We start from the raw sequence: 12965 nt of genomic DNA on the forward strand, positions 1-12965 counted from the left end.
AATCTCAATGAGCAATCAGATTTTTCTAAATAGCAGGCTGGAGAATATACCTAAGTTCCATTCCGCAATATTGCCTAAACTTTGTGGTGGGGACAAGGTGGTGGATCTGCTGTTTTATAAGCCACTTAGTTATGTGGATAGAAGCAAGTTACTATCTGATGCTCGAGTTGGAGAATTTACAACTTTCATTGCAAAAGTTTATGAGCATCAGTCGCCCACTTTTAGAGGTAGACCATATAAAATAGTCGTTGAAAGTGAGAGTCAGTATATATTCATAGTCTTTTTTAATTACTCAGTTAAGTATTTATATAAACTATTTCCAATTGGAGCGAATGTGATCATCAGTGGCAAACTCGAAAAATTTGCTGAACATTGGCAAATTACTCATCCAGATTACGTGTCGCTTGACATCAACCAATTTAAAGAAATAGCTTGCATAGAGCCAGTTTACCAATTATGCCGTGGCATTACCAATAAGCGCATTGGGAACATAATAAGCTCTAATCTAAAGGAATTGCCTGATTTACCAGAGTGGATAGATGATACATTAATCAAGCAAAAAAAATGGTTAAGTTGGAGGGAAAGCATCATAAAGTTGCACAGACCAAGCTCATTGGTGGAAGCTGAGGTTTGTAGAAAAAGGCTTGCTTATGATGAATTGTTTGCGTATCAGCTAGCGCTGAAACTTGCAAGAAAAAATCATGTGAAAGAAAGGGGAAGAGAATTTATAATATTGAGTAAATACAAAGAGCAAGTTTTAAATGAATTGTCGTTTCAATTAACAAATGATCAAACTCGTGCAATAGATGAGATCTCAGAGAGACAAAAATCCAAGTATCGTATGATAAGCTTGCTGCAAGGTGATGTTGGTAGTGGCAAAACCGTAGTTGCACTTTTTGCAATGATAAATGTGGTAGAAAACAACATGCAGGCAGCTCTAATGGCACCGACTACTATCTTGGCGGAGCAACATTATAATTGGATTGAGGAAGTTTTATCCTGTACCGATATAAAAGTTGCGCTGCTTACTGGTAAAACTTCGCGCAAGGAAAGAAAGATTATCATGAACGAACTTGCAAGTGGTGTTTTAAATATAGTGATTGGCACTCATGCACTATTTCAAGCTAACGTTACATTTAAAAATTTAGGGCTTGCAGTCATAGACGAACAACAGCGATTTGGAGTGATGCAGAGAAATCGCTTGGTAGGAAAAGGAGAAAATGCCGATATACTTTTCGTTACTGCAACTCCCATTCCAAGAACCTTGCAGCAAGCTATGTATGGTGATGTTGAATGTTCAATTTTGAAAGAAAAACCAAAATCCAGATTGCCAATAAAAACTGTAACTATGAACATTAGTAGGGTGCCAGATGTTATTGAAAAGCTAAAAGGTGCTATAAACAGGGGCGAAAAAGCATATTGGATTTGTCCATATATAGAAGAAAACGAAGAGACCAATATTGCTGCAGCAGAGATGCGTTTTCAGGAATTACAAAAAACATTTCTTGATAAAGTCGGGATAATACACGGAAAATTGACTCAGGAGCAGAAAGATCAAGTTATGTTTTCCTTCAAAAGGAATGAATTTTCTCTGCTTGTTGCAACCACTGTGATAGAAGTTGGTATAGATGTGCCAGATGCAACCATCATGATTATAGAAAATGCAGAGCAATTTGGGTTATCACAATTGCATCAGTTAAGAGGCAGAGTAGGGCGAGGAAACAAGCCATCTTTTTGTGTATTATTATACGATAATTTAAGTAAAAGCTCATCTTCAAAGTTAAAGATCATGTGTGAGTCACAAGATGGATTTTACATTGCTGAAAGGGATATGATGCTAAGAGGCAGTGGAGATATTTTAGGCACAAAACAATCAGGATGTATGGAATTTAAATTTGCTGATTTATATCAGGACAAAGAGCTGCTCAATCTCGCGTATAATAACGCAAAAGGCGCAATGGCTGATTTTGAATTACTGCTTGATATATTTGAATATAGGAGTAGATTACATTTTTCAAAATTTCAGTAGGAAAACCAGGTAGCCCACAGAAACGAAAAAACTTACTTGACACCCTTCGCCAGCCCACTTATCATGAAACTGAAGCTATTGTATTTGCTTTCGCCAATCTGCAGATTAAAAGGTAAGGATTACTTAATGTATCGGCGTCTTATGTTCAATTTTTTGCAGTATATAGATACTGTATGTCTTTACAAAACTTCATCTACATCTAGATTTTTATCTAAATAAGCTGAACGCGCTTATAAAGCGTTACAAGACATCAAAAAATGCCAATACTCGACAGAGATAGTAAAAGACTAGCTAACTCGGGGATTCTTTGTCTTTTTTTCTGCTTGGTAAATTTCTTAAACATTTGCAGCGTAAGTTAGTTGCAATTAAAAGCAGCTTAATCTTGCTTGTCAAGCGTTTAAAACATAAAAAACGCCAATATTTTAAAGCGGATAATAACCACGGGGCTTCTTTTGCCTTTTTTTTCATTTGGTAAATTTCTTAATGTTTATGGCTAAACGACAACCGTCATCCCGCTGCTTGTTAGCGCCGCGGCGGTATGACGGTCCGCTGCTTGTTAGCGAGATACCGCGAATGAATCGCGGTATGACGGTGTAATGACGGTTAAGTAATTCGTTATCCCGCTGCTTGTTAGCGGAATCTGCTGTGGCGACATAAACTCAAATCATTTCAAATTTCAATCCAAAGAGGTATCATTATGTCAAACAACTTCAATTTTAAAGAATTTTTTAACCACTATGAAACAAATAGTACGTCAGATGATATACAAAGGTATTATTTGCTGTGGAAATCAGTAATAGCGCAGGCAATGATTGATGCAGCAAGTAACTGTAAAAAAACAGAAAGCTTGGTAGAAAAACGTAAGGCAATTTCTTGGTTGTCAGACTTTAGTCAAGATTTTGTGCACACATGTATATTGGCTGATTGTGATCCGGTATACGTAAAAAATAAAATACAGCCAACCTTAAAAAGCCTTACTAGATAAAGCCTTTTTATATACTTAATGAGGTTTACTCCTTTTACCGAAAAAAATATAATTCAATCTCCTATCTATAGTTGCCTCTATATCTTTGATTAATAGCTGCTTTATCATGTTTACTTTTCGCTTTGCATCTTGAGCTTGACGCTCATTGTTACCACTGTTATTGCTGTAATTATTCTTATCACTATAACTACTGCCACTTGGTTTGCTACTGTTACTGAACTCACTACCCTTTTTTCTTCTTGTGTTGAGTATCTGTATTATCTTTTCCTTTAAAAAGGACTTCCAGCCTGTGCCAAGTAATAATTTATAGAGAAAATGCGGAGTAAGAAACGCCACTAATATTCGAATAGAAATTCCGTAACCGAGATCTTCCCTATTTTCATAATACCACTTGCAATATTGAAACAAACGGTAAAACGCATTTTTGAAAGAGCAAAATTCTACAGCATACCAAAAACCATTGCTGAGAAACATGAGCACAATGCTGAATGTGTAAAGATACATTGTGAAGAGAAACAGTTTCACAATTATATCTTTTAGACTACCTAATATATAATTCAATAATCTTAATTTATAGAAAAGTGATATCATTTCACACCCACTTCAATATGGCTGGGGTGGAAGGATTCGAACCTTCGCGTGGCGGTATCAAAAACCGCTGCCTTACCACTTGGCTACACCCCAATACTACTTACATCAATAACACTATTAGCCCAATTAGTAAAAGATTTATTTGCTTTTTCTATGGGCATCACAGCAATAGCTGGCTGATCATAAGAATGCATTGCTTCGATTTTTTCTACAATTTTATCAACTTGATCATTCCTGCTCTTCATAATTGCCACTACTTCACAACTATTACTAATTTTACCTTCCCATAAATACAGAGAATTCACTTCGGGAAATATATTTACACATACAATTAATTTCTCGTTTAACAATTCTTCAGAAACAGTTTTAGCCTCCTCAAAATTTGAAAAAGTTGTATAAACCAAAACTAAATTATTCATTAGTAGCTACATAAATGCATTGCTACTATACTCTACCGAGATTTATTCATCAAGAGAAAATAACGCCAGCGCGTACTGTATGAACATTTGTTTGCAAAGGTAGTATGTTAAGTGTTATAGCTAGTTTGCCTCAAACGTAAAGGTGTCATCCCAGTGCCCCTGTGATGTCATTCCAGTGCTTGACACTGGAATCCAGTTTTCCATATAATCTCATCGAAAACGTTGTAACCACTTCCTATGCTAGTTTGCTTGTAAACAAGCAAACTTTCCTGGATCCCAGTGTCAGCTACTCGGATGACACCTTTCCTAGCAGAGAAATCACAATGTTCATACGGTTGTACGCATACCGCTGGGATCTAGGATTTTTCTATAGTTTAAAAACAAAAAAAGGACGTTACTCATTGAGTAACATCCTTTTGGAGAAGGTAGAAGTTTTACTTATTACACTGTTCCTGGAGTTGCTGTAGCTCTTGAGTTGACAGGTTCTGCACTAGGTTGATCTAGAGATGCGCGTCGTTTTGCCAACTTTTCTTCGAGTTCTCTGTCAAATTCTTCTTTTAAAGGAAGAACTTGTTTTCTTGTTAGCGTAGAAGAACCAGAACCCATTCCACTATCAGTAGAATTACTGTGAGTGAGAGTTCTGTTACTCAAACTATCCAGGTTTTGCTCCACAATAGGATCACTGAGAACATCTTCACTGAAAGAACTTTGTCCATTTAAGTTAGTCAATGAGGCGCTTCTAGGTAGTTCTGGTGGAGCAACTGGAGTAAGCTTAGGAGTTAAGCTACTAGATGAATTGCTTCTACGGACTGTTGCAAAGTTCTGAGAATCTGAATCAGAGACAGTAGCAGTACTTTCAGTTCCTATAGAATTTAGTGAATTGCTTTTTGACAAGCTGTTAGATTGTTCAGAGCCTTTTCTTCCCAGTGAAGAGAATGATGATGACACAGACCTAGTTAAACTTTTGACAGAAGGCCTGTTAGCTTTTTTCTCTGCTCTGTCAAACATATTGCTTACGCTTGAGTACAAATGATTTTCTCTACATTCTTTAATAACCTTCTTAATTTCATCGTGATGTTCAGAGAAAACACTGTCGATGAAATAACTACCTTTAGGTAATGACCTTTGTGTTAACAAGTTATGCAAGCTTTTTTCATTTAAATTATTAATGAATTCTTTCTGTACTTGCCATCCAGAAGTATGTTCAATCTCCCCTGATTTTGCCTTCTCTGCCATTTTTAAATCAATTTCTGACGATATTCCAGAAAGTATATTTTTCACTAACCCAGAATTATTTCCTTTATCAGCAAAAATTGCTTTCATATCATTTCTTATTTCGTCAGATTTCTTAATTGCATCTGGAGTAAACCTTTTTACCTTATCTAAATAGTCCGTCTCACCAGATGCCTTATGGAACTTATTTGCCACTCCTTCGCCTACAAAACTAGCGCCTTTTTTCAGTGAATCTACTGAATGTTCATAACCTTCTTTCACCTTATCTTTAACATGCATAGCACCATCTCTAACTTTTCCGGCAGCGTATGTTGATGCGTCCTTAACTTTCCCAGCAGTATATTTCGCCCCATCAACTGTTTTTTCTGCTGACCACTTGAGCCCTTTATATCCAGATTGAACTGCTTTTACAGCGACTTTTACAGCGAAATATAAAGCAAGACCAACTATAGCACCCGGTATAGCAAGTGTTGCACCAACTGCCAAAAGTGGTAGTACTGCCGTAAATAATCCACTTGCTGTACTTACTACAAGAATCTTATCTCCTTGTTTCATCTTAGAGAATTCTGTATCTCCTTTTAACAGGTCAGTCATTCTTTCTTTTAGCTTCTTGTGATCATTAGCAATATCTGAATTTGGTAGATTTTGCATCGTTTTATTCAAATCAAAACTATCTTCTGGTTGGTTTTGTTGAGTTCCAACAGAATTTGAATTTTTTTCATTATGTAACATTTTAAACCTCACTATTAATTAAATATATTATAATTGTATTCCTTGATTCTTAAGTTAGTGTTAAATTGATTGCCAGTATTTATTTGTCTTCAAATAATTTCGCTTGACGTGTTTTGTGGTAACATAGAAAATTAGGTCAAGAAGCTGCAGCATTTATGAAGTATAGAAAAAGAACACTCATCTTTTTGGCTGTTATAACTTTAATAATAATAGCTTTACTATTTAGGTATAATTCCCATTTTCACAAAGACGTAGTGCACTTAAAGAGTGACAACAAAGAATTCAAAAAAAAGCCAGAAAATTCCATAGAGTCGACCATATTACATAGAGAAAAGGAAGTGTACGATCATGTTTTCCATCCTGATGATTAATTTGTAAATAAAATAGCAATTTATGTTTGCATTTTCTTATTAAAGAAGTAATATTAGCGTATTAATTATAGAATCAATCATTATGTTTGATGATAATAATCCTTGGAATCTGGGAAAGAAACCGGTAGGGAACAAAACTCCTAATAATGAAGATATTTTAAGTAAAGCTGTATCTGATATAAGGTTCTTTCTTAATGGATTAACCAGAAACAGGGGCAAAAAACCTTATTTCATCATTTTCATTATTTTGCTGTTCTATGCTTGCACTGGCTTTTATATTGTCCATCCTAGTGAAGAAAGTATAGAACTTACCTTTGGTAAATATTCTAATACAGAAACACCTGGTTTGCGTTATCACTTCCCCTACCCTATTGGCAAGGTTTTTAAAGTGAACGTTAAGGAAGTAAATCGTGAAGAAATTGGGGTAAGTAGTTCTTATGGGCGAGATACAGATCGCGGTGAAGGCGTGATGCTAACTGGAGATGAAAATATAGTCAACGTTAACTTCGAGGTTCAGTGGCGCGTTAGAGATGCTAAGGACTATTTATTCAAAGTGCGGGATTACAAACCCGGTTTCAGTGTTAAAAATGCTGCTGAAAGTGCCATGAGAGAAATAATAGGTAAAAATACGATCTCTTTTGCACTTGGTCAAGGCAGACCAGAAATTTCTAGAGATACTAGAATTCTATTGCAGCAGATTCTTGATGGATACCAAATGGGTATAGAGATTTTATCTGTTCAAATGAAAAAAATTGATCCACCAGAAAAAGTAATCAGTTCGTTTAGAGATGTACAAAGTGCTCGTGCAGACAAAGAGCGTACTATAAACGAAGCATATGCTTATAATAATGATATTATACCTCGAGCAAAGGGTGAAGCGATAAAGATAAAATTAGATGCACAAGCATATGAAAATGAAATAATAAATGAAGCAAAAGGTAATGCAAATCGCTTTTTATCTCTTTATGAGGAATATAGACAGAATCCTTCTCTCGTTAAGAATCGTATTTATCTTGAAACTATGGAAAATATTTTCAGTAAGGTAGACAAAGTTGTTGTAACTGATGATCTGAAAGGTATGTTTTCTTATTTACCTCTTACAAATTTAGGAAAATAACCATGAGTAGTAATATTAAAATTGTTTTTGTTTCTGTATTTGTTGTTTTATTGATTGTTTTATTTAATTCAATATTTGTTGTGCAAGAAACAAAGCAAGCGATAGTTATACAACTCGGTAAAGTTGTAAGGGATGTTAGGGAAAGTGGCTTATATTTTAAGTTGCCATTCATAAATAGTGTAGAGTTTCTTGATAAAAGAGTTTTAGATTTAAGTCCTGATAAGATCCCAAGGGAAGTGATAACAGCGGATCAAAAACGTATTATAGTAGATGCGTATGCAAAATATAAAATAACAAATCCTGTTACTTTTTACCAGGCTGTGAGGAATGAATCAGGTCTGGTTAGAAGATTATATCCGGTTATAGAAGCACACATAAGAGAAAATATAGGCAGATTTTCGTTGATTAGCTTGTTGAATGAAAAAAGATCAGAGGTTATGCAATTGATTCAGCGTGGAGTTTATTCTGAAGCTGAAAAATTTGGCATAGAAATAATAGATGTAAGAATTAAGAGAGCAGACTTACCAGAAGAAAATAGTTCTGCAATATTTCGCCGTATGCAAACTGAAAGGGAAAAAGAAGCAAAAGAAATTAGAGCAGAAGGAGAGCAAGCTGGGCAGGAAGTTAGATCAAAAGCTGATAAATTAAAAAGGGAAATTATCTCCAGTGCAGTAAAAGAATCGTACGAAATAAGGGGCCGTGGTTATGCTGAAGCAACTAGAATTTATAATGAGGCATTTAAGGTCGATGAAGAGTTCTTTAACTTTTATCGCTCTATGAGCGCTTACAGTAAATCATTTGCCGAAAATAATACTAAATTTGTACTTTCACCAAACAATAACTTTTTAGATATTTTAAATAAGGGGTGGAAATAGTCTATGAAAAGTAAGGCATTTATTTTATCTATATTTGCATATTTTCTAATTGCGTTTTCTTCGTATGCTAATATGTTTGATTGGAATGCAAAAAAGGTCGTTGATGCTAGCACTACTGCATGCAACTGTAATCAAGGACTTGCCGATTTAGTGGAAGAACTCATTCCTGCGGTTGTAAATATTTCAAGCGAACAAATCATCAAACAAGAAAATAACAGCAGAACTAGAGTTCCATCTATGCCAGGAAATAATTTTTTTGATGATTTTAGAGAGTTTTTTGAGCATTTTGATCAGTTTTTTATGGATAGGGGCCCTAGTGTTAACAAAGAGGTGGTGTTGCTTGGTTCTGGGTTTATTATAGATAAAGGTGGAACTATAGTAACCAATTATCACGTTATTAAAAACGCCAAAGATATCACAGTTACTATGAACGATAATACTTATTTCAAAGCAGAAGTTTTAGGCTATGATGCAAGAACTGATCTTGCTGTGCTTAAGATTAATTCTGATAAAGATCTTTCTTCTGTTGCATTTGGTGATTCTGATAAAGCAAGGGTTGGTGATACGGTTATGGCAATAGGTAACCCATTTGGTTTGGGTGGCTCTGTAAGCACAGGAATTATATCTGCAAGGTCCAGGGACATTAGTATTGGCACTATGAATGAATTTATTCAAACTGATGCTGCAATTAATAGGGGTAATTCTGGAGGACCGTTATTTGATTTAAATGGAAAAGTTATAGGTATTAATACTGCTATCTATTCTCCATCTGAGTCTGGCGGCAACGTGGGTATAGGTTTTGCCATACCATCTAATTTAGCTATGTCAATTATTGACACATTAAAAAGTGGCAAAAAAATAAAACATGGTTGGCTTGGTGTGCAAGTTCAGCCTATAACGAAAGAATTTGCTGAGTCCTTGGGTTTAAAAGATATAAAAGGCGCATTGGTTGCAAGTATAGTAAAGGATAGTCCTGCAGAAAAAGGTGGGATTAAAGTAGGTGATATATTATTAGAATTTGACGGTAAAAAAATCGATAGAATGACACAATTACCTCAAATGGTTTCAAGAGCTGGACCTGAGAAAAAAGTGCAAGTTAAGTTACTTAGAAAGAGCAAAGAGGTTAATATTAAAGTTGTGATCGGAGAATCTACAAATGATGGCCAAGATAACAATCAAGAAGAAAATAAATCAACATCTGATTATGTAACCGGTTTAACTGTTTCAAATCTGCCAAAAGAATCAAAAGAAAGTAAAAATAATGTACCTACAAAAGGTGTGATAGTTACCAATGTAGATAGTAACAGTAATGCCACGTTGCGTGGTATTAAAAAAGGAGACATTATTATCCAATTAGATGGAACCGATATAGAAAATACTAATGATTTTCAAAAACAAGTTGATTCAGCAGTAAAGAAAAACGGTAAAGATTCAATAATGTTGCTCATTTACCGCAATGGAAATCAATTCTTTACTTCGATAAAGTTGAAGAAATAGCACTCGTAGGTTATTTACTAAATTAGCAGCATTGTAAGCCTGTCACTGTAACACCTCAATCTTACAAGACAAATCAAAACTATTAAAGTCTACATTCCATTCACTAAAATACACATATGGATAATATAAATTTTCTAAAATTCATTGAACTGTGCTTTCAAACAGTGGTGCCGGGATGTGAGTATAATGATTATCAGTACATAAAAGTCATAGCAGAAAGGCTGGAAGCAGCGAATGCTGGCGAAGTAAGGCGCATAATATTCAATATGCCTCCGCGTTCAATGAAGTCCATATGTATGAGTGTTGCGTGGCCCGCATGGATACTGGGCAACTGCAAGAATAATAGTTGCAAGTTATTCTAAGTTGCTTAGTGAAAAACATTCGCTTGATACCAGGTGCATAATGCAATCTGATTGGTATAAAGAACTATTTCCAGAGGTAGAACTATCCAAAGACCAGAACACTAAATATAAATTCCAAACAGTGCAGAGAGGATACAGAATCGCAACATCAGTTGGAGGAACATTAACCGGTGAAGGTGGTGACTCTATTATTGTGGATGATCATCCGCTTAACCCTGCTCAAGCTTTGAGTGAAACATTTAGAAAACGTGCCACAAACTGGTTCGATCAGACTTTAGTAACGAGACTCAACGATAGAAAAAAAGGAGTAATTGTGCTTGTGATGCATAGGCTCCACCTGGAAGACTTAACTGGGCACCTCTTATCTAAGCCAAAAAACATATGGCATCACATTTGTTTGCCAATGATTTCTGAAAATAAGGAGGTTATTTATTCAATTAATAACCATACTGGTGTCATTCCAACCCCCCCTCCTGTCATCCCAGTGCCCAGACACTTGTATCTGGGATCTCGTTCCTTAACTTTATAGTGTAAATTATTTCAAATTGTGTCTAGCTGCAAGTATAATAATTTCCATTTATAGATAAAGTATGTTGCAAATGTTATGCCAAAGAGTATAATAAAATCTATATCAAATACTTTACAAGAAAAAGTGGGATAGAGGCAAAAGCAAATATTAATAAGGATAATTTAAGAAAAGCGCATACTAGAGTTTGAAGAAGCAGTAAAAATAAAAAATATTATTGAAAGGTTAAATAGCACATGATATAATATATATATATAGTGTAAAAATGTAAATAATTTTATTGACATCTTTACATTAATAGTTCTTAAATATTTAGTACTGTAGAATTAAATTATTAAGTTTTATGAAGGAAGTAAAAATGGTGGAAAGCTTTTCAGGTAACAACAAAGGCAGTAATTTTATTGAGGAGGCAAAAATAATGGAAAATTTTTCAGATAATAACGGAAACGGTAGCTCAATCTTCCAAGGAAAAATCAGGGAGCAAGATTTCTCTGCAGAGCAGAAGCTAAATGAACTAAAAGCAGCCATAGAGGAGCTTACCAGACAAGATTTGCTCAGGAGGCTCGAGTGTGAGCGTCAGGCTTCTAGTTGTATCGATGAAACATCATCTCAAGCAGAGCTACATATCGGAGAAGGTGATGATGAGGATTACTTCACTGGTGAAAAAGGAAGAGTACTCGGAGATTTCTGGAATTTCTTTGAATCTCTCTTCAACCTTTTTGAAGTAGATGTAGATGATCCGAAAATCTACCAAATGCTCAAGGAGAAGAAAGAAAAAAACCTGATTGCTGCGATAATGAAGTTTTTGCGTGATAAGCTTAAGGAGTTAATCAAGAAGATTTTTGCACGCGATTTAAGTTTCAATCAGAAGTTGGACAAAGAGATAAAAGAATTGCAGGAAAAATTAGGCAGTGGTGAGTTATCAGAAGAAGAGTTTGCAAGGGCGTTAGAAAGATTAACTGCATTGCAAGATCTGAAACTCAGGTTACAAATGGCCGTTTTCGGATGGATTGTTACAATGTTCGCAGAGATGTTTGGAGTTGAGTTGGCGGCTGCGGTAGAGGCATCTACAGAAAAAGAAGATAAAAAAGCAGAAAAAACATCATTAGAAGCAACTAAAGAAGTTTGCGAAAACGTAGAAATGAAAGTGGATGAAAGAGAAAAACCTAAAGTGCCAGTTTTCCTTTTTGAAATTTCACCAGGATTTGTAAGACCGGTTGTTCTGAGCAAACCAGAACTTGAAATTGCGTCAGATCCTTTGAAACATCTATTGCGTCTTGCTGAGCTTGAAAGAAAATATCATGAAAATTCACAAAAACCAGAAAAAGTGAATGAAGAGAAAAAAGCGAAGCCTGAACCGAAGAAAGAGGTGTGTCCACCGAAACTTCCAGACAAGAAGCCTGTGGCAAGTGGGATAAAAATTAATTTTAATAAAATAAAGAATATTGGTTTCCGAGAAAGGGATGCGAATACTAGTGTTAATGGAAGAGGAACCACGCCACCCACTAATGGACAAGGAAACAAGCTTGATAATGGGAAGAAAAACGAGTCTGCTAGTTATGCAGCAAGCCGTCTGAATGGTAATGTTAATAAGAAAGAAGCGGATAACCTTTACACCGAACTTGCAAAAGAACTTGCCAATTTTAAAATAGGTGTTTGGAATGGTGCTGAGAATGAAGGTTCTGTGAATGATGCTCAATCACCAAGAGGATTGACTAATGATGTAAAAGTTGAGAAATGTGTAGAAGGTCAATCAGTAGGAAAGACATAATCGTGAAGGTAGTTAGATCCCAGTGTCTGGGCACTGGGATGACACCCTCTTGGATGGAAACCAGCGTCAGCTACTTGGATGACGCCTCACCATGTCATTCCAGTGCGTGACGCTGGAATCCAGGAGTATAAAAATGACGAATAAAATTTATACTAAAAAATATAAAAAAAGTGCTTGCACTACAATTTATTTTTAGTATACTGGTTACATAATATTTTTACTTAGGGGTCAATATGTATAGTAATAATGATAAAAAAGATAGCGATAAAGGGTTTACTCCAAGCAGCAGGTATGAAAAGTATAGCGGTTCTAATCCGGTAATGCTTGAGGCACGTGAAAGACAGAGACGTGAAAGTAGCAAGCCTGGCTCGCAAATGGAGAGTAGTAGCTCTACTAGTGCTGGCAGTAGTAAAGGTAAAAGTAAGTAATGTTGTTTCATCACAATTTTAGTATGGGG

Annotated in this window: 11 protein-coding genes, 1 tRNA gene and 1 pseudogene; 9 read left to right on the forward strand and 4 right to left on the reverse strand. The window is 35.5% G+C overall.

Translation table 11 applies throughout. The annotated features are described in order from the left end of the window. Positions 1 to 7 precede the first annotated feature (7 nt). Complete coding sequence (recG, locus tag ACQH2O_RS06655; protein WP_038199133.1) at positions 8 to 2029, forward strand: ATP-dependent DNA helicase RecG; 2022 nt, start codon at positions 8 to 10, stop codon at positions 2027 to 2029. 697 nt (positions 2030 to 2726) lie between these two features. Further along, a complete protein-coding gene (locus ACQH2O_RS06660) occupies positions 2727 to 3014 on the forward strand; it encodes a hypothetical protein (protein WP_010962862.1) in 288 nt (95 codons plus the stop codon). A gap of 15 nt (positions 3015 to 3029) precedes the next feature. On the opposite strand, the gene ACQH2O_RS06665 is transcribed toward ACQH2O_RS06660, so the two are convergent. The 4 genes from ACQH2O_RS06665 to walE1 form a co-directional block, all read right to left on the reverse strand. Then, the gene (locus ACQH2O_RS06665) at positions 3030 to 3488 is read right to left on the reverse strand and encodes a hypothetical protein (RefSeq protein ID WP_022626355.1); all 459 of its coding nucleotides are present in this window, start codon (positions 3486 to 3488) and stop codon (positions 3030 to 3032) included. A 135-nt stretch (positions 3489 to 3623) separates the two neighbouring features. Continuing rightward, a tRNA-Gln gene (locus ACQH2O_RS06670) sits at positions 3624 to 3698 on the reverse strand. Then, a complete protein-coding gene (cutA, locus tag ACQH2O_RS06675) occupies positions 3689 to 4024 on the reverse strand; it encodes a divalent-cation tolerance protein CutA (protein ID WP_006279213.1) in 336 nt (111 codons plus the stop codon). Before cutA ends, ACQH2O_RS06670 begins: the two co-directional genes overlap by 10 nt. Before the next feature lie 441 nt (positions 4025 to 4465). After that, positions 4466 to 5989, reverse strand: a complete 1524-nt coding sequence (walE1, locus tag ACQH2O_RS06680) for an actin bundler (protein WP_010082451.1) — start codon at positions 5987 to 5989, stop codon at positions 4466 to 4468. 155 nt (positions 5990 to 6144) lie between these two features. Here walE1 and ACQH2O_RS06685 point away from each other — a divergent pair, with 155 nt between their 5' ends. From ACQH2O_RS06685 to ACQH2O_RS06715, 7 genes and pseudogenes are all read left to right on the forward strand, one after another. Continuing rightward, on the forward strand, positions 6145 to 6360 hold the full coding sequence (locus ACQH2O_RS06685) for a hypothetical protein (RefSeq protein WP_006279848.1): 216 nt from the start codon (positions 6145 to 6147) through the stop codon (positions 6358 to 6360). Between the two features lie 82 nt (positions 6361 to 6442). Further along, positions 6443 to 7477: an FtsH protease activity modulator HflK gene (gene hflK / locus ACQH2O_RS06690; RefSeq protein WP_010962866.1), complete on the forward strand. Its 1035-nt coding sequence runs from the start codon at positions 6443 to 6445 to the stop codon at positions 7475 to 7477. A 2-nt stretch (positions 7478 to 7479) separates the two neighbouring features. After that, a complete protein-coding gene (hflC, locus tag ACQH2O_RS06695; protein WP_010962867.1) occupies positions 7480 to 8352 on the forward strand; it encodes a protease modulator HflC in 873 nt (290 codons plus the stop codon). Positions 8353 to 8355: 3 nt separating this feature from the next. Then, positions 8356 to 9849: a DegQ family serine endoprotease gene (locus ACQH2O_RS06700; RefSeq protein WP_010962868.1), complete on the forward strand. Its 1494-nt coding sequence runs from the start codon at positions 8356 to 8358 to the stop codon at positions 9847 to 9849. 116 nt (positions 9850 to 9965) lie between these two features. Continuing rightward, positions 9966 to 10698 (forward strand): annotated as a pseudogene (locus tag ACQH2O_RS06705) (hypothetical protein); the annotation flags it as partial. A 382-nt stretch (positions 10699 to 11080) separates the two neighbouring features. Further along, complete coding sequence (locus ACQH2O_RS06710) at positions 11081 to 12508, forward strand: hypothetical protein (RefSeq protein ID WP_425385164.1); 1428 nt, start codon at positions 11081 to 11083, stop codon at positions 12506 to 12508. Between the two features lie 233 nt (positions 12509 to 12741). After that, the gene (locus tag ACQH2O_RS06715) at positions 12742 to 12936 is read left to right on the forward strand and encodes a hypothetical protein (protein WP_010962871.1); all 195 of its coding nucleotides are present in this window, start codon (positions 12742 to 12744) and stop codon (positions 12934 to 12936) included. Positions 12937 to 12965 lie beyond the last annotated feature (29 nt).

This window comes from Wolbachia endosymbiont (group B) of Schoenobius gigantella (assembly GCF_964031005.1).
Taxonomy (GTDB): Bacteria; Pseudomonadota; Alphaproteobacteria; order Rickettsiales; family Anaplasmataceae; genus Wolbachia; species Wolbachia pipientis.

Excerpts from the sequence above, each read along its gene's own strand:
- recG (WP_038199133.1), top strand. The coding sequence starts at position 8 with ATGAGCAATCAGATTTTTCTAAATAGCAGGCTGGAGAATATACCTAAG.
- ACQH2O_RS06660 (WP_010962862.1), top strand. The coding sequence starts at position 2,727 with ATGTCAAACAACTTCAATTTTAAAGAATTTTTTAACCACTATGAAACA.
- ACQH2O_RS06665 (WP_022626355.1), bottom strand. The coding sequence starts at position 3,488 with ATGTTTCTCAGCAATGGTTTTTGGTATGCTGTAGAATTTTGCTCTTTC.
- cutA (WP_006279213.1), bottom strand. The coding sequence starts at position 4,024 with ATGAATAATTTAGTTTTGGTTTATACAACTTTTTCAAATTTTGAGGAG.
- walE1 (WP_010082451.1), bottom strand. The coding sequence starts at position 5,989 with ATGTTACATAATGAAAAAAATTCAAATTCTGTTGGAACTCAACAAAAC.
- ACQH2O_RS06685 (WP_006279848.1), top strand. The coding sequence starts at position 6,145 with ATGAAGTATAGAAAAAGAACACTCATCTTTTTGGCTGTTATAACTTTA.
- hflK (WP_010962866.1), top strand. The coding sequence starts at position 6,443 with ATGTTTGATGATAATAATCCTTGGAATCTGGGAAAGAAACCGGTAGGG.
- hflC (WP_010962867.1), top strand. The coding sequence starts at position 7,480 with ATGAGTAGTAATATTAAAATTGTTTTTGTTTCTGTATTTGTTGTTTTA.
- ACQH2O_RS06700 (WP_010962868.1), top strand. The coding sequence starts at position 8,356 with ATGAAAAGTAAGGCATTTATTTTATCTATATTTGCATATTTTCTAATT.
- ACQH2O_RS06710 (WP_425385164.1), top strand. The coding sequence starts at position 11,081 with ATGAAGGAAGTAAAAATGGTGGAAAGCTTTTCAGGTAACAACAAAGGC.
- ACQH2O_RS06715 (WP_010962871.1), top strand. The coding sequence starts at position 12,742 with ATGTATAGTAATAATGATAAAAAAGATAGCGATAAAGGGTTTACTCCA.